Annotated in this window: 14 protein-coding genes; 9 read left to right on the top strand and 5 right to left on the bottom strand. The window is 35.1% G+C overall.

What is annotated here, in order from left to right; genetic code table 11:
• Nucleotides 1-3 precede the first annotated feature (3 nt).
• The 4 genes from DCO46_RS03985 to DCO46_RS03970 are packed head-to-tail and all read left to right on the top strand — an operon-like array spanning nucleotide 4 to nucleotide 2,459.
• The gene (locus DCO46_RS03985; protein ID WP_116751284.1) at nucleotides 4-441 is read left to right on the top strand and encodes a 3-hydroxyacyl-ACP dehydratase FabZ family protein; all 438 of its coding nucleotides are present in this window, start codon (nucleotides 4-6) and stop codon (nucleotides 439-441) included.
• Nucleotides 438-1,706, top strand: a complete 1,269-nt coding sequence (locus DCO46_RS03980) for a beta-ketoacyl-[acyl-carrier-protein] synthase family protein (protein ID WP_116751283.1) — start codon at nucleotides 438-440, stop codon at nucleotides 1,704-1,706. Before DCO46_RS03985 ends, DCO46_RS03980 begins: the two co-directional genes overlap by 4 nt.
• A gap of 1 nt (nucleotide 1,707) precedes the next feature.
• Nucleotides 1,708-1,962: an acyl carrier protein gene (locus DCO46_RS03975; protein WP_116751351.1), complete on the top strand. Its 255-nt coding sequence runs from the start codon at nucleotides 1,708-1,710 to the stop codon at nucleotides 1,960-1,962.
• Nucleotides 1,959-2,459 carry a 4'-phosphopantetheinyl transferase superfamily protein gene (locus DCO46_RS03970; protein WP_116751282.1) on the top strand — a complete coding sequence of 167 codons (501 nt, stop codon included), beginning with the start codon at nucleotides 1,959-1,961 and terminating at the stop codon, nucleotides 2,457-2,459. The genes DCO46_RS03975 and DCO46_RS03970 overlap by 4 nt, the downstream gene beginning before the upstream one ends.
• 123 nt (nucleotides 2,460-2,582) lie before the next feature.
• On the opposite strand, the gene DCO46_RS03965 is transcribed toward DCO46_RS03970, so the two are convergent.
• Nucleotides 2,583-3,563: an alpha/beta fold hydrolase gene (locus DCO46_RS03965; protein WP_243416250.1), complete on the bottom strand. Its 981-nt coding sequence runs from the start codon at nucleotides 3,561-3,563 to the stop codon at nucleotides 2,583-2,585.
• Between the two features lie 86 nt (nucleotides 3,564-3,649).
• Here DCO46_RS03965 and DCO46_RS03960 point away from each other — a divergent pair, with 86 nt between their 5' ends.
• On the top strand, nucleotides 3,650-4,525 hold the full coding sequence (locus DCO46_RS03960; RefSeq protein WP_116751281.1) for a LysR family transcriptional regulator: 876 nt from the start codon (nucleotides 3,650-3,652) through the stop codon (nucleotides 4,523-4,525).
• Here the strand turns inward: DCO46_RS03960 and DCO46_RS03955 are convergent.
• Together DCO46_RS03955 and DCO46_RS03950 are read right to left on the bottom strand one after the other, a co-directional pair.
• Nucleotides 4,522-5,001 carry a hypothetical protein gene (locus tag DCO46_RS03955; protein WP_116751280.1) on the bottom strand — a complete coding sequence of 160 codons (480 nt, stop codon included), beginning with the start codon at nucleotides 4,999-5,001 and terminating at the stop codon, nucleotides 4,522-4,524. The two genes, DCO46_RS03960 and DCO46_RS03955, sit on opposite strands and share 4 nt — an antisense overlap.
• Nucleotide 5,002: 1 nt before the next feature.
• Nucleotides 5,003-5,959 carry a heme-binding domain-containing protein gene (locus DCO46_RS03950; RefSeq protein ID WP_116751279.1) on the bottom strand — a complete coding sequence of 319 codons (957 nt, stop codon included), beginning with the start codon at nucleotides 5,957-5,959 and terminating at the stop codon, nucleotides 5,003-5,005.
• 338 nt (nucleotides 5,960-6,297) lie between these two features.
• On the opposite strand from DCO46_RS03950, the gene DCO46_RS03945 reads away from it, so the two are divergent.
• Nucleotides 6,298-7,416 carry a LytTR family transcriptional regulator gene (locus tag DCO46_RS03945; protein WP_116751278.1) on the top strand — a complete coding sequence of 373 codons (1,119 nt, stop codon included), beginning with the start codon at nucleotides 6,298-6,300 and terminating at the stop codon, nucleotides 7,414-7,416.
• A 108-nt stretch (nucleotides 7,417-7,524) separates the two neighbouring features.
• Here DCO46_RS03945 and DCO46_RS03940 read toward each other — a convergent pair whose 3' ends face one another.
• Nucleotides 7,525-8,361, bottom strand: a complete 837-nt coding sequence (locus DCO46_RS03940) for an alpha/beta fold hydrolase (RefSeq protein WP_116751277.1) — start codon at nucleotides 8,359-8,361, stop codon at nucleotides 7,525-7,527.
• A gap of 296 nt (nucleotides 8,362-8,657) precedes the next feature.
• Between DCO46_RS03940 and DCO46_RS03935 the strand changes: the two genes are divergently transcribed.
• Nucleotides 8,658-9,443 (top strand): alpha/beta fold hydrolase, encoded by a 786-nt coding sequence (locus DCO46_RS03935; RefSeq protein WP_243416249.1) that lies wholly within the window; start codon nucleotides 8,658-8,660, stop codon nucleotides 9,441-9,443.
• Here DCO46_RS03935 and DCO46_RS03930 read toward each other — a convergent pair.
• Nucleotides 9,440-11,413: a sigma 54-interacting response regulator gene (locus tag DCO46_RS03930; protein WP_207784943.1), complete on the bottom strand. Its 1,974-nt coding sequence runs from the start codon at nucleotides 11,411-11,413 to the stop codon at nucleotides 9,440-9,442. The genes DCO46_RS03935 and DCO46_RS03930 overlap by 4 nt on opposite strands.
• Before the next feature lie 205 nt (nucleotides 11,414-11,618).
• On the opposite strand from DCO46_RS03930, the gene DCO46_RS03925 reads away from it, so the two are divergent.
• Nucleotides 11,619-14,060, top strand: coding sequence for a sensor histidine kinase (locus DCO46_RS03925; RefSeq protein ID WP_116751276.1), 2,442 nt, complete (start codon nucleotides 11,619-11,621; stop codon nucleotides 14,058-14,060).
• A 148-nt stretch (nucleotides 14,061-14,208) separates the two neighbouring features.
• Entirely contained in the window at nucleotides 14,209-14,952 is a 744-nt protein-coding gene (locus DCO46_RS03920) for a hypothetical protein (protein ID WP_116751275.1), read from the top strand.

The following is a 14,952-nucleotide window of genomic DNA, read 5'->3' as shown; positions in this document are numbered from 1 at the left end:
ATTATGAAATTAAATGATATCATAACACAGCTTCCGTATAGCGAGCCTTTTTTATTTGTCGATGAACTTTTGCAGGCAGATGAAAATGGCATAACCGGAACTTATACTTTTAAGGAAGATTTAGATTTCTACAAAGGGCATTTTAAAAACAACCCCGTTACCCCGGGCGTTATTTTGACCGAAACAATGGCACAGATTGGTATGGTATGCCTGGGAATATTTCTGTTGGGAAATAATCTGGATAAAAATACTGTCGTTGCCTTTACGTCAGCTGATATGGAGTTTTTAAAACCCGTATATCCAAATGAGAAAGTAACCGTGATTTCACAGAAAATATTCTTCCGTTTTGGAAAATTAAAATGCAGTGCCGTTATGAAAAATGAAGCCGGACAGGAAGTCTGCAGAGGTATTCTTGCCGGAATGATAACGCAAAAATTATGAAAAAAAGAATCGTAATTACAGGTCTTGGAGTTGCTGCGCCAAATGGTGTTGGAATTCCTGCGTTTACTGATGCCTTAAAAAATGGTATTTCAGGTATACGCCATGACCCGCAATTGGAAGAATTGCAGTTTTCCTGTCAGATTGCAGGTCAGCCACAAATATCTGACGAATTAAAAGCAGCATATTTTACAGAACTGGAACTTCGCGGATTCAACAGCACAGGAATTTTATATGGTGTTATGGCGGGAATGGAAGCCTGGAAGAATGCTGGATTAGCACCAAATGAAAACCCGGATTGGGACAGCGGAACTATTTTTGGATCAGGTACTTCCGGAATTGATAAATTCCGCGAAAGCATTTATAAAATTGATGATTTACAGACCAGAAGACTCGGAAGCACTGTTGTGGCACAAACCATGAACAGCGGTGTAAGCGCCTATCTTGGTGGTAAACTGGGACTTGGAAATCAGGTTACTACAAATTCATCTGCCTGTACAACAGGTACTGAAGCTATACTAATGGCATACGACCGCATACAGTCCGGACAGGCAAAACGGGTACTCGCAGGAAGTACCTCCGACAGCGGACCTTATATCTGGGCAGGTTTTGATGCCCTTCGGGTATGCTCTTCCAAATACAATGATAATCCTGAAGAAGGCTCAAGACCGATGAGTGCTTCGGCTTCCGGTTTTGTGCCCGGAAGCGGTGCCGGTGCTTTAGTCATTGAAGATCTTGAAAGTGCCTTAGAACGAGGAGCAGTAATTTATGCTGAACTATTAGGAGGAAATGTAAATTCGGGCGGACAAAGAGACGGCGGAAGCATGACGGCTCCCAATAGTACGGCAGTTCAGAAATGTATTAAAACTGCTGTTGAAAATGCCGGTATAAAAGCGGACCAGATAGAAGCCATAAATGGGCATCTTACCGCAACCACAAAAGACAGTCTTGAAATCGAGAACTGGACTAAGGCTTTAGGTCGCAAGGGAAATGATTTTCCGTATATTAATTCTTTAAAAAGCCTGACGGGGCATTGTTTAAGCGCTTCCGGAAGTATCGAAAGCGTTGCGTCGGTATTACAGCTTCACGAAGGTTTTTTGTTTGGAAACAGGAATTGCTCAGACCTTCATCCTGAAATTTCGGCACTTATTGATCCTTCAAAAGTGCTTTTAGAAACTATAAAAATGAACCCTAAAATAATTGCCAAAGCCAGTTTTGGTTTTGGTGATGTAAATGCCTGTATAATATTTAAAAAATTTGAAAAATAAAATGGACAGAAAAGAACTTACCGAAAAACTGAAAGTAATTATAAAACCCTATGCAGCCAATACAGAAGCATATGACAATCTTACTGAAGAAACTGATTTTATAAATGACCTGAATATTAATTCAGCCAACCTTGTTGATATTGTACTTGACATTGAGGAAACTTTTGATGTGGTCATTGACAATACCGATATGGAACGCATGCTTGATGTCAAAACGGCCATTGAAATCATCGAGACTAAACTTGCCGCAAAATGATTGGCAATGATGTCATAGATCTTACTCAGTCACGCATAGAAAGCAGGTGGCAGCGAAGAGGTTTTACAGAAAAACTTTTTGTTCCGGAAGAGCAACAGCTTATTGCAGAACACCATGAACCCGAAATCATGGTGTGGCTGCTATGGAGCATGAAAGAAGCGGCTTATAAAATCTATAACAGACAAACCAAAATAAGGGAATATAGTCCTAAAAAACTCTTATGCTCCTTACATTCGCTAAATGCACACAATACTTTTGGAAAAGTTGTATGTGCAAAAAACACCTATTATACCAAAACAATTATTTCTTCAGAATCCATTCATACCATTGCCGTTACTGTTTTTGAAGACTTAAATAATATCATGGAAATAGAGAATAAAAAAATTATAAAAGACGAAAACGGCATCCCCTATTTAGTCACTTCACCAACTATTCTTAAGCCTGTTTCAGTAAGCCATCATGGACGTTTTGAAAAGATTATAACATTATCGATTTAAATCTAAATATTTCTATAAGAAACAACATATAAGACATTTAAGTTAAAAATAATTATACTTCTTAAATATCTTATATGGTTAAAAAATAGGATCCTTTATAATTAGCAATTAACCAAAACAAAATTATTTTGGAAGAGTTGCAAGAAACTTCAAAATATCATTACCTATTTCCTGAACATGTGTTTCTAAGGCAAAATGTCCCGTATTATAAAATTTTACTGTTGCGTCCGGAAGATCTTTTTTATACGCTTCTGCTCCCGGAGGTAAAAAGAACGGATCTTTATTTCCCCAAACAGCTAAAAGTTTTGGCTTGTATGTTCTGAAATATTCGTGAAACTTAGGATACAACATCACATTCGTTTTATAATCCTTAATAAGATCAAGTTGTATTTCAATTGATTCCGGACGATCAAGAAAATGCTGATCAAGTGTATACGATTCTGGCGCAATCAAGGAAGTATCTGAAACTCCTGTAAAATATTGAAATTTCGTTCCTTCAATAGTATAAGTTTCTTTAAGGGCATTTCTGTTTTCTGGCGTATCATTTTGCCAATATTTTTGAATTGGATCCCAGATTTTACTCAGCCCTTCTTCGTAAGCATTTCCGTTTTGTGAAATAATTCCTGTAATTTTTTCAGGATTTGCAATTGCCAAACGGAATCCAACCGGCGCGCCATAATCGAAAACATAAACCGAAAATCTTTTAAGTCCAATCTGATCAATAAAAGACTGCATTGTTTTTGCAAGATTATCAAATGTATAAACGTATTTGGTTCTATCAGGCGCATCACTATAACCAAAACCCGGTAAATCTGGTGCAATTACATGATATTTACCACTTAACATCGGAATAAGATTACGAAACATGTGTGATGATGTTGGGTAACCATGCAGTAATAAAATCGTTGGCGCTCCGGCCTGACCTGCTTCACGATAAAAAATAGTCTGACCATTTACTTCTGTCTGACGATAATGAATGTCTGCAACAGATGCGTTTACTGCATTTTCTGAATTTGTTTTTACTTGTCCCATAATTGTAGATTTTACTGAGATAAAAGCCAATAATGTTATGGCTGTTAATTTCATTGTTTTAATTTGATTCATATTCCATTTTTTTTATCAAAAGTAAATCCTATATTTGATCATTCAAAACGATTTATAAAGATACAAATTATCACAAATTATGATTTATGAATACAAATGACCTGAAATTATTTGAAGCTGTCGCATATCATGGGAGTTTTACTAAAGCTGCTGAGGCTATGTTTACGGTTCAGTCGAATGTAACTGCACGTATAAAAAATCTGGAAGAAGAGTTTGGAGCTTCATTATTTATCCGTTCCAACCGAAAAGTAGAACTCACAACGGCCGGAGAAACTTTGATGGTTTACAGCAAAAAACTCAATCATTTAATTGATGAAGCCAAACGTTCTATTGGTAAAAATGACGTAATAAAAGGACAAATAAAAATCGGGTCACTCGAAACCATGATGACCATCAAAGGACCAGAATTAATCAATTATCTGGCTCTTAAATTTCCGTATGTTGATTTAGAATTAAAATCTGATATGCGGGCAGGTCTTATAAACGATGTAGTGAATTATAAACTGGATGCCGCTTTTGTTCCTGCGCCTCTGGATATACCCGAATTAAATCAGCTTAAAATAAAAGAAGAACAAATCGTTATTGTAGCTCCTTCAAGTTTTAAAAATCTGGATGATCTTCTTAAAAAAAGTCCGCAGAAAGCTATTGTATTTGATCAGGGTTGTGTTTTTAGGGCAAGATTAGAATCCTGGCTTGTCAGCAAAGGAATATCTCAATATCATAAAACAGTAATGAATTCCATTGAAGGTGTCATCAATTTTATTGAATCCGGTATTGGTTTTAGTGTTTTGCCGCAGGACATTGTCACTAAATTTTACGGAAACAGGAACATCAAAACTTTCCCGCTTCCGCCTGAACTTGGCTTAATGACAACTATTTTAATTTTCAGAAAAGATGTTCCGCCATCACCAGCATTAGAAGCTTTTATTAATTTATGTGAAAACCAATTAGACAATTTCTAATTATTTGGAATAATTGCCATTTCCTGATTCAATATCAATTTGATACTTTTCCCATTTCCCAACGTATCTTTTTTAATCCGGACCGAATTACCTTCTATTTTCTCATAACGTGGGTTTTCTTTTTCAGAAAGTAATTCCAGGGTTTCAAATGATATCAATTTTCCGGGAATAACAGCACCAATCCAATTTGGATCCGCTTTTTGGCTCCATGTTATTCTAATCAGCTTCTCGCCTTCTTTCATAACCGTGCTGTTTTCACCTATTCTTTTGATTGCTTTTTGATTTCCATACAGCAATGATGTCGTCTGTTTTTTAGTATTGATGGACGAATTAATAACTTGCAGACCTGTTACCTTATCTCTTAAACCATCGGGTAATGAAGCTTCTTCATTCAGTGCTTTCTGACTTGTTTTGTCTGAACATCCGAAAAGAAAAAACAGAGAAATTATTACGGTAAAATAATGTGTTGCTTTCATGTTATTGTTGTATTGGAAGAGTAAATACGTAATCATTTTTTTTCATAGGCTGATGGCAATTCATGCATTCAATTACAAAATCTGCTTTTTTACCGTACGGGATCAATTCGGTAGTTTTAAATCTGGCAAATCCCCAGCCATAGGTTTTCTTATACTTCTCATCATCTTTAATCATATATTCTACCTGTTTAAAAGCACCCTGGAAAATATTTCCATCAGCATCTTCAATTTCATCATAGGCTGCTTTTGCCAAAATACTTCCATTTGGCCACGGATTTATTTTTTTATCATGAATTGCTTTTACTGCAATATCATTTCCGTAAATAATACGCATCGTTCCGTTGTCAAGACGCTGGGTTGTACTCACAACAGCCCATTTTTTATAATCATCTATATAAGCAATTCCGTTAATTGTTTTGGGAATTTGAGATAACCTTTGTTTTTCCTTTACTGCATCAGACTGATTTTTTAATGCCTTAATTTTGGAAGTATCTCCCGGAATATTGTTCACCCGGAGACTCCATATATATTTTTTGAGTATCTCTAAATCTTTCGACGATATTTTGGCATTTGGATGTGCCATAGTATAACTTTTAAGGGGCATTGCACCCTGAGCAATCTGATTTACTGATTCCCAAAGTTTTGCTTTCTGGTCTCCCGGAGCCAGTTTGTCCCAGTCCGAAAAATTAAGTCCCTGTCTGCCATCCTTAACATGTTGTGCCACGAGCCAGTAAGCGGGAACTATTTTGTCATACCAGGTCAGTTTGGTTTCATTGGAATGACAATCATAACAGGAATTCTTTAAAATGGACTGAACTTCACGGGGAACTTTTAAATCGGCTGTCAACGGCGGATTTGTTATTACCGGACGTATAAATTGCATTCCAACAAACAATGCCAGTATGATTACGAGCAAAATTAAAAATGTCTTTCTCTTGTTCTTTTTTTGTTTTTCCATACCGCTTTTAAAATCAATTTTACTAAAATGAATACCATTTCTGTTTAAGTTAATCAGGAATTAAAAAATATAAAGTGTTGTATTCTGATTTCTTCTGATGCAAAGGAAGGGCTGCAGGGCTATTAAAAGTAAAGAAAAAAGTGCGAAAGGGAAAAAAACAACTTAAAAAGGAATAAAAAGGACTGAACTGTTCCTGAAGATTCTTTCAAAGAAATCAAACAATAATTTCTGCAGCTTGAAGGCTATTCTTTTAAAGCTTTAGAAAATATCTTCTGCCGAATGATCCGTTTCAAACCGGATTATTAATTAAATTTGAAGTAATTATTCAAAAAAAATCCATGAAAAAAGACAGGCTTTATCTTTTTACATTTTTATCATTGCTCCTAATTGTATACATCTGTGGCTATTTCAGCATGAACTATTTGGTAGATCTAAGTGCCGAACAATTTTTGAAGATTCAAATCGAATCCAGTAAAAGAGAAGCCAAAGAAATGGCAAACCTGATTTCTTATCAGTCACAACAAAATAACAATCCGAAACTGATTATTGATAATGTTCAAAAAAGTATTGAAAAAACCGATACGCAAACCGGATTTATCTGCATGTTTGATCAGACCGGAAAAGAAGTCTGCCATCCTAATCCTGAAAAAATTGGCCGTATGGCCGGTCCGGATGAATCTTATATTTCGAAAACGAATAATGAAATTAATCCGAAAGATTTTTATTCCTATTTAAAAAACAAAACTGAAGGCGGAGGTATCAGAAACTTCAATAATCCAAAACGGGAATCTGAAATCATCTATTTATATCCTGTTAAAAATACGGAATGGATTATTGCCTCACACGCCAACTTAAAAAACATTCAGGAGCAGGTAAGCAATCTAAAGTTTTATTTTATTCTCGTATATATCGCAACCGGTACGTTAATTATTCTGTTATCCTTTTTTATGATACGCCTTCTCGGAAGCCGTTATGAAAGAAAACTGGAAGTGAAAAACGAAAATCTTTTTAATGAGGTTTTAAATTTATCTAAATTAAATTATGAGCTAACGAACTATAAATCAAAGTTGGAATCTGATTCAAATTTGAAAACTCCGGAAGATTCAGCTCTGGCATCCGGCAAAAAAAGAATCTTAACCCATTTAAAGAATGAAATTGTAACGCTGGAAATCGATCAGATAGCGTATATCTATATGGAAAATACTATTGTTTATGTTAAGGACATAAATGATAAAACGTCTACAAGCAACAGCAGTTTAGAAGAGCTTTTTACTGAACTGGATAACAGCCTTTTTTTCAGGGCCAACAGGCAGTTTATTTTATCCATAAAATCAATAACAAAAATTCTGAAATATGGCAATAACCAGCTAAAAATCGAAGTAGAACCGAAATCGGGTATTGATATCATTATCAGTAAAAACAAAGCCGCTGAGTTTAAAAACTGGCTTAATAAATAATATCCAAAAAAAAGGAATAGCTGCTGACACTATTCCTTTTAGCACATAATATTCTCTTTAAAAATTACTGGTACCTTATCTAATTTCTATTTGAGATTTTAAATTCTATTATGTGTATTTTACAAAATTTATTATGTGTTTTGAAGTAAGCTCCGGATATTGATGCTGTGGTGCATGTCCTGTTCCTGAATAAACAACCATTTGCGCATTAGTCATCTGATTGAAAACCGAATACCAATTTTCTACAGCAAAGCTTATATCATGATCTCCTGAAATGATTAAGATGGGCGTTTTAGTCTTTTTAATTTGTTCCCTAAAATTCAAAACATCCTCCCTAAAACCATCACCCCCACCAAAATACAACTGAAAAACATCCATAGTCGAAGGAATTTTTTGCACGTCTATTTTTTTATGGATCCTGTCATGCGAAGCTTTTGCAGCCAATCGGCTCGGTTCTGATTTTGGCTCAAAGAACAAAACAATTTCGTCTTCAAAATCATTTAATGGTTTCAGAGCAGCATCATAAAAAGCCTGTTCAATTGGGATTTCATTTTTTCCCGGCGGATTTGTACCAATCAACACGGCATGAGTTACCAAATCAGGATATAATAAAGTAGCGGCCTGAGCCACCAGCCCGCCATAAGACCAGCCCAAGACAACAATTGAATCTAGTTTTAAAATATCGGCGAGATCCTTAATGTCCTTCGCCACAACAGTAATATCGGGTGTCAGACTGCCTGTAGAAGAGCCTATTCCGGAATAATCAAATACAATAACATTGAGTTTTTTTGCCATCAGTGCTATAAATAACGGATCCCAGGTATCGAGAGTCCCTCTGAAACGGTTTACAAAAAATACTGCTTTTCCTTTTCCGTACGAACGGTAAGCAATTTTACGATCGCCTGCATCGGCAAAACGTGTCTCTGCATCATAAATTTTTTTCATAATAATAATTTAAAGATTGGAATCAATATTATTTCTTTCAAACGGAAGCAGTCAAACATTAAACCAAAACACAGAATACTTAAAATAAAGCTTTTACGATCTGTGCTCCTATTTAAAATTGTGATATTTCAATAATTAAAACTTCTTTTTAACGATATATAATAATTCCAAAACTATCCTCTTCACGAAAGCTTTATAATCAATACATTACAAAAAAGGCATTCCTTTTGTTTTTATAAAGTATTTCCAAAATTAAATCGTTGTGCTTTTTATACTAATCTTAAAGATGTGATATCATGTATTTATCTAATAAAAAAACAATTATGTTTATTACGGGAGCATTTGTAAGTCATTCCTACTGGGAAGAATGGATTGTTTTTTTTGAAAATAAAGGATATAAAGCGGTGGCACCACCCTGGCTGCACAAAAATGAATCAGCAGACCATTTAAGACAGGCTCATCCTGATTCAAAAATTGCTGCAATTCGTTTAAACAACTTACTGGATTACTACACTGAAATTATTGAGAAACTTCCCGAAAAACCAATTTTAATAGGACATTGTTACGGAGGTCTCTTACTACAATTATTGATGCAAAAAGATTTGGGTTCAGCTGGAATTTGTATGCATTCAATTCCGCCAATGAATATGACATTTTTCAATTTTTCATTTTATAAAAGAATCCGGAATACTTTTGATTTCTTTATTTCAAAGAAAAAAACAGGTTTAATCTCTTTTAAAAAATGGCAGCACTATTTTACAAATCAGATGACTTTTGAGGAACAAAAAGAGACTTATGAGAGATTCGTAATTCCGGAATCAAAATCAGCTTTGTGCGATGTTTTTTCCAGATCGGCTAAAATAGATTTCAAAAAAAGACATAATCCCCTTTTGTTTCTATCGGGTTCGGCAGATACTTTTACACCTGTATCACTTGTTTATTCCAATTATAAAAGATACAAAAACCTTCATTCTATTACTTGTTATAAAGAATTTAGCGGTACAAATCATCTTGTATTAAGCCAACAGGATTGGAAAATTGTGGCTGAATTTATTGCAAACTGGTTAGAAAAAGTGACTTAACTAATTTCTCTTTTTATCTCCAGTTTTTTTATTTTTGAATTTAAAGTAGAAGGATGAATATCTAAAATCTCAGCTGCACCACCTGTCCCTGAAATTTTTCCGTTGCATTTTTTAAGGATGTACAAAATATAATCCCGTTCGTTTTCTAAAATAGTTTTTATTGAAAATGGCTCGGAAACCTGCTCCGGATGCATTTTGGAAGACATTGAAAGTTCAATTTCCTTTATGGTATTGCCGTCCGTGAGCAAAATGGCGCGCTGCATTACATGTTCGAGTTCCCTGATATTTCCCGGCCAATTGTAATTCATGATTTGCTGCAATGCAAAATCAGAAAGAATAGGCGCTTTTCTTCCCATCTTTTCGCTGTAGACTTTTATAAAATGGCTGGCCAAATCCGGAATATCTTCTTTTCGCTTTTTTAATGAAGGAACTACAATCGGAAAAACATGCAGACGATAATACAAATCCATTCTAAATCTTCCTGCAGCTACTTCTTCTTCGAGATTTTTGTTGGTTGCTGCAATAATTCTAACATCAATTTTGAGTGATGAGGTTCCGCCGACACGTTCAATTTCTCTTTCCTGCAAAACACGCAGCAATTTTACCTGAAGCTCTAACGACATCTCTCCTATTTCATCCAAAAAAACAGTTCCTCCGTCTGCCAGTTCAAATTTGCCGGTTCTTCTGTCCATTGCTCCGGTAAAAGCCCCTTTTTCATGACCAAAAAGCAACGATTCGGCAAGATTCTCAGGAATGGCGCCACAATTAATAATTACTAATGGCTTATCTTTTCTTGGAGACAATGCATGAATACTTTGTGCTATTTTTTCTTTCCCCGTACCGCTTTCTCCTAAAACCAGCACCGAAGTATCTGAAGGCGCGACTTTTCGGATATAATTAAAAACGGAAATCATTTGTGAACTATTTCCAATAATGCCTTCAAAACCTTCTGTAGTATTTACAGGCTTTGTGTTTTTGATTTCCGGTTTCTGAACAGGTAAACCAAAATCCTTTTCAGAATAAATTTTATTGATAAACTGAGAAAAAGTATGTTCGAGCGAACTTAGAAGTTGTAGATTTTCCTGAGAATAAATATTCAGATTTCGGCTGTAAAAAGTAAAATGATAGCTTTGGATCGTTGCTACGGAAAGAGGAAAAACCAAATACGATTTTATACCAAAATTATGTGCTATCAGTGCTTTTATCGGTGCTTCCTGAAAATTGTTTATTAGTGCTTCCTCGCTGTAAATAACAGGTTCTTTATCTATTTTTGATTTTCTGTACGTCTCATTAATTTCTTTTTCAGATACTGTGGCGATCTGGGAAAGCTTTTGCGGGTTGATAATTTGATAGAGATCTAAATTCCTGCGGATAATTCCGAGATTATCATAATGAGTTGTCGTTACAAATCCGGCTTCTAAATAATCAAAAGGGACATACGTCTGGATTATTTTGCCAAAGGCCAGTAATGCATCTTCTCTCTTCAGATTTGAATTTATGATTTCTGTGATTTCTTTCTGCAACTGAAATTGCTGCATTAACTGCGATTCCAGACTGTATTGCTGACGATAAAATGCAATTTCAAGTGTAGTTAAAACGTCCTGATCCCGAAATGGTTTAACGATAAATCCGTAAGGATGAGTAGTTTTGGCCTGATCTAAAATACTTTTACTGGAATTCGCCGAAATAAATATAAATCCTATATATTTTTCTTTAAGATAATGCGCCAGTTCGATTCCGTTTCGGTTGCCTTTCAGCATAATATCAAGGAAAACCAAGTCCGGTTTTTCAATCTCAATTTGTTCTAAAGCCTGCTCAACCGAACGTGCAATTCCTGTTACTTCATAATTTGCCTTTTCGAGAATCAATTGCAGATCATGCGCTTCAATAAACTGATCTTCGACAATCAAAATTCGTTTTTTCAAAACTGGAGGAACAGCTTCATACCCGTTATCGGCAACGTTTTTCATAAGTGAGTAAATTTTATATTATATTGCACTTAATTAATTGACACAAAAATAGTTAATAATCACAATTAAAATTAACCTTTTCCAAAATTAGGTAAATAAAAATCACACTTTGTATTAATTTTCATGTTATTTTGCAAGACATTTAAAATTGTTTCTATATATATTTGTTAATCAAAAACTTACTAAAATTTAATTGTAATAAACTATGAAGTCATTTTATATCTTTTGTGTGCTGTTTTTAATTACTGGTCATTTTCAGGCACAAAATCATCCGGCCACAGCAAACTATGATTTAAAAAAGAAACGTTTATTAATTCAAACTTGTTCAAGCTATTTGTATAACTCCAATCAGGGATCAATTGATGCCGACAGTGCTGTAGTTTTGACTTGCAAAGCTTATAAATTACCACTGTCTTTAGCCTATGATGAAGGTTTTAATGATGGTACTTATTTGATTGGAAACGATTTAATCGAAAAAGGAAATATTGGTGCAGCAAAACAGCTTTTTGCTAAATCAAAAGATGCTAACAGGATAAAATTGGCTTTACAACTTGGCAATCATTATTTATTTAAACCCTATTCAAAACCGGAAGATATGGCTAATGCCAGTCTTTATATATCAGAAGCTGTAAAAATCAGCAATCAGCTAAAAGCAAAAAAATGGCAGCACCAGAGTGTAATGCTCCTCGGTAAGTTTTACTTCCAGATTAACAATTACCCGGAAAGTAAAAAAAGCTTTTTGCAGATCGTAACAGAATGCCGGAAACAAAATGATAAAGCAGCACTTGCCGATGCATTGCTAAATCAGGCAACATACCAATACGATTTAGATCCTGAAAAAGAAAAAATCCTAAAAGAAGCCGAATCTTTATATACTGCTTTAGGTTTTGAAGAGAAAATAATTGAAGTAAAAATGAAGCTGTGCACGATTTATTTCTGGCACGGAAAGATTAATGATGCCAAAAAAATACTTTACCAAAATATTGCGGCCATGCGAAAAATCGGCTTCAGGCAGCAGCAATTTGGAGAAACCACAATTGCCTATATAGAAAGCGTTCAGTATAATATGAAAGGTGCACTTTATTATGCGTTAAAAAGTGTAGAAACCATGGAGTCTACCAAGGATTATACTTTCGCAGATATTTTCTACATGAGACTGGGACTGGTGTATTTGCAAATGGGACATAATGATGATGCCAAAAAAGCCGCAGAAAAAAGTATTAAATACGGACAGAACAGTTTTAATAGCGGCAGCTGGTATAAAAGTTTTATCACCGCCACTGCATCATTATCGATGAGAGGAAAAAACAAAGAGGCAATTGAATACATGAATACCATTACGAGTAAATATGCGCCGCCAAATAATATGGACAAAATGCTAATGAATTTTGCTTACGCTAATTGCTACTGGAGATTAAAAAATTACGGAACGGCTGAAAATTATTTCAAAAAAACAGCATTAGCCGCAGATGCTTTAGACTCGCCGCAAACCTATCGCGATGTTTGCAACAGCTATGCCTCTATTGCTTTGTTTTATGCTAACCGAAGTAACCTTCAAAAAACAAAATTTTATCTTGACAAAATTGATGCTCTTTCAAAAAAATATAATAAAGGGTATAATTCAGAGGCCGTTCAGGTATCCTTATACAAAATAGATTCCCTCAATGGCAATTTTAAATCGGCTTTGGCGCATCATAAATTGTACAAAAAATTTAGCGATTCACTTTTAGATTATTCTAAAAACAAACAAATCGAGGAACTTAAAATTCAATACGAAACCGTAAATAAAGAGCAAAAAATCAAGCTCTTAAGCCAGGAATCTGATTTGAAGGAAACGGCTTTAAAAAAATCAAAATTATTAAATACAGTATCAATCTGGAGTTTAGTTTTACTGGTACTTATCATCGGATTATTATACAATCGATATCGCCTGAAACAGAAAAATAATGCTGAATTAGAACTTAAAGAAAGAGAAATCAATCAGAAAAATATCAATCTGAGGCATTTACTGGATGAAAAAGAATGGCTTTTGAAAGAGATTCATCATCGTGTAAAAAACAACCTGCAAACCGTTATAAGCCTGCTGAATTCACAATCGGCTTATCTGGAAAATGATATGGCATTGTCTGCGATTAAAAACAGTCAGCACCGTATTCATTCCATGTCCTTAATCCATCAGAAATTGTACAATTCTGAGAATATTTCGACCATCAATATGCCTAATTATATCAAAGAACTGGTGGAATATTTAAGAGACTCTTTTTCGCTTGGGCAAAGAATCCGGTTTGAACTTAAAATTGATCCGCTGGAATTAGATGTTGCACAGGCAGTTCCGCTTGGGCTTATTTTAAATGAATCGATCACAAATTCAATCAAATATGCTTTTCCGGAGGACAGGACCGGAATGATTTATGTCACGCTGGAAGCCACTTCTGAAAATAAATATCTATTGACAATTGCAGACAACGGAATTGGTTTTGATGCCAATATTGATGCGAAGAAAATCAATTCATTTGGATTGAGCCTGATAAAAGGTTTAAGTGACGATTTGGAAGCCACTTTTTCTATGGAAAATAAAAACGGAACCATTTTTAAAATTGAGTTTTCAAAAGAATTTCCAATAAATGAAAAAAGGAAGATGATTTAATGGCGAAATCTCACTAATCTAATTTTGTTTAGCGAAATATAGCGCTTTTACACTCATGAAAAAGCGCTAAACACCTGTTATAAGGCATTTTAATGACATGGCATATAAATTGGTTTCTTAAGAAAATTAACACTTAAAACCATTTACCATGAAAAAATCAATATTGCTATTAATCATTCTGTTTTTAAATTATAGTGCTGTAAAGGCCTGCGACAAATGCGGTACTTACAACAACGCTGATTTTAAGATAAAATCGGCAACAATAACGCATAAGGCAGATTTAGGCCTTACTGTCTGGGATATAAAAGTGGAAGGAGCGGCCGGAAAAACGATGCCTAAACCAGTCGGACAATTAAATGGCGCACCGGTTTTAGCCTATGTTTTTCCTACTACCTTAAAATCTTCTGATATTGGTTTCGGTCAGGCCGAAGGAATTGTGGCACTTGCCCTGACCTCTCACCCTGATTTTGAAGACACCCCGCTTTGGGATGAAAATCTCGATGGAAACTACCTGAATGACGGACTAATCTGGCATGCCCACTGGGTTTTACTAGTCGAAGACAAACGTGTTGCCGGCGGACTTTCGGTAAGGGAATTTACAAAAGGAGACCCCAACGTAGTTTTACCTCCAACAAATCCCGGAATGGCGATGTATATGGATAGCCCTGGTTTTAATATTGTTAGCAAAGGAAATTCCATAAAAGTAATTGTACCCGATTTTAGAATCAACAACAAAACCAATTTCAAGTTTGATGCAGTAAGCTGCTATATGGAAGTCAGCACAGGTGACGGTGGTTCTCATGAAGGTGAAGGAAAAAAACCAATGCTTGGAGTGTACAAAGTTTATACAGTTGCCAGTGGTAATCTTTCTTTGCCTTATTCTGTAAAATAA

It is taken from the genome of Flavobacterium sp. HTF (assembly GCF_003105115.1).
Classification (GTDB): domain Bacteria; phylum Bacteroidota; class Bacteroidia; order Flavobacteriales; family Flavobacteriaceae; genus Flavobacterium.
This window is presented reverse-complemented; position numbering and strand designations above follow the sequence as displayed.

What these genes read in the sequence shown, in the direction of transcription:
- DCO46_RS03985 (WP_116751284.1), top strand. Translation starts at nt 4, where the DNA reads ATGAAATTAAATGATATCATAACACAGCTTCCGTATAGCGAGCCTTTT.
- DCO46_RS03980 (WP_116751283.1), top strand. Translation starts at nt 438, where the DNA reads ATGAAAAAAAGAATCGTAATTACAGGTCTTGGAGTTGCTGCGCCAAAT.
- DCO46_RS03975 (WP_116751351.1), top strand. Translation starts at nt 1,708, where the DNA reads ATGGACAGAAAAGAACTTACCGAAAAACTGAAAGTAATTATAAAACCC.
- DCO46_RS03970 (WP_116751282.1), top strand. Translation starts at nt 1,959, where the DNA reads ATGATTGGCAATGATGTCATAGATCTTACTCAGTCACGCATAGAAAGC.
- DCO46_RS03965 (WP_243416250.1), bottom strand. Translation starts at nt 3,563, where the DNA reads ATGAATCAAATTAAAACAATGAAATTAACAGCCATAACATTATTGGCT.
- DCO46_RS03960 (WP_116751281.1), top strand. Translation starts at nt 3,650, where the DNA reads ATGAATACAAATGACCTGAAATTATTTGAAGCTGTCGCATATCATGGG.
- DCO46_RS03955 (WP_116751280.1), bottom strand. Translation starts at nt 5,001, where the DNA reads ATGAAAGCAACACATTATTTTACCGTAATAATTTCTCTGTTTTTTCTT.
- DCO46_RS03950 (WP_116751279.1), bottom strand. Translation starts at nt 5,959, where the DNA reads ATGGAAAAACAAAAAAAGAACAAGAGAAAGACATTTTTAATTTTGCTC.
- DCO46_RS03945 (WP_116751278.1), top strand. Translation starts at nt 6,298, where the DNA reads ATGAAAAAAGACAGGCTTTATCTTTTTACATTTTTATCATTGCTCCTA.
- DCO46_RS03940 (WP_116751277.1), bottom strand. Translation starts at nt 8,361, where the DNA reads ATGAAAAAAATTTATGATGCAGAGACACGTTTTGCCGATGCAGGCGAT.
- DCO46_RS03935 (WP_243416249.1), top strand. Translation starts at nt 8,658, where the DNA reads ATGTATTTATCTAATAAAAAAACAATTATGTTTATTACGGGAGCATTT.
- DCO46_RS03930 (WP_207784943.1), bottom strand. Translation starts at nt 11,413, where the DNA reads ATGAAAAACGTTGCCGATAACGGGTATGAAGCTGTTCCTCCAGTTTTG.
- DCO46_RS03925 (WP_116751276.1), top strand. Translation starts at nt 11,619, where the DNA reads ATGAAGTCATTTTATATCTTTTGTGTGCTGTTTTTAATTACTGGTCAT.
- DCO46_RS03920 (WP_116751275.1), top strand. Translation starts at nt 14,209, where the DNA reads ATGAAAAAATCAATATTGCTATTAATCATTCTGTTTTTAAATTATAGT.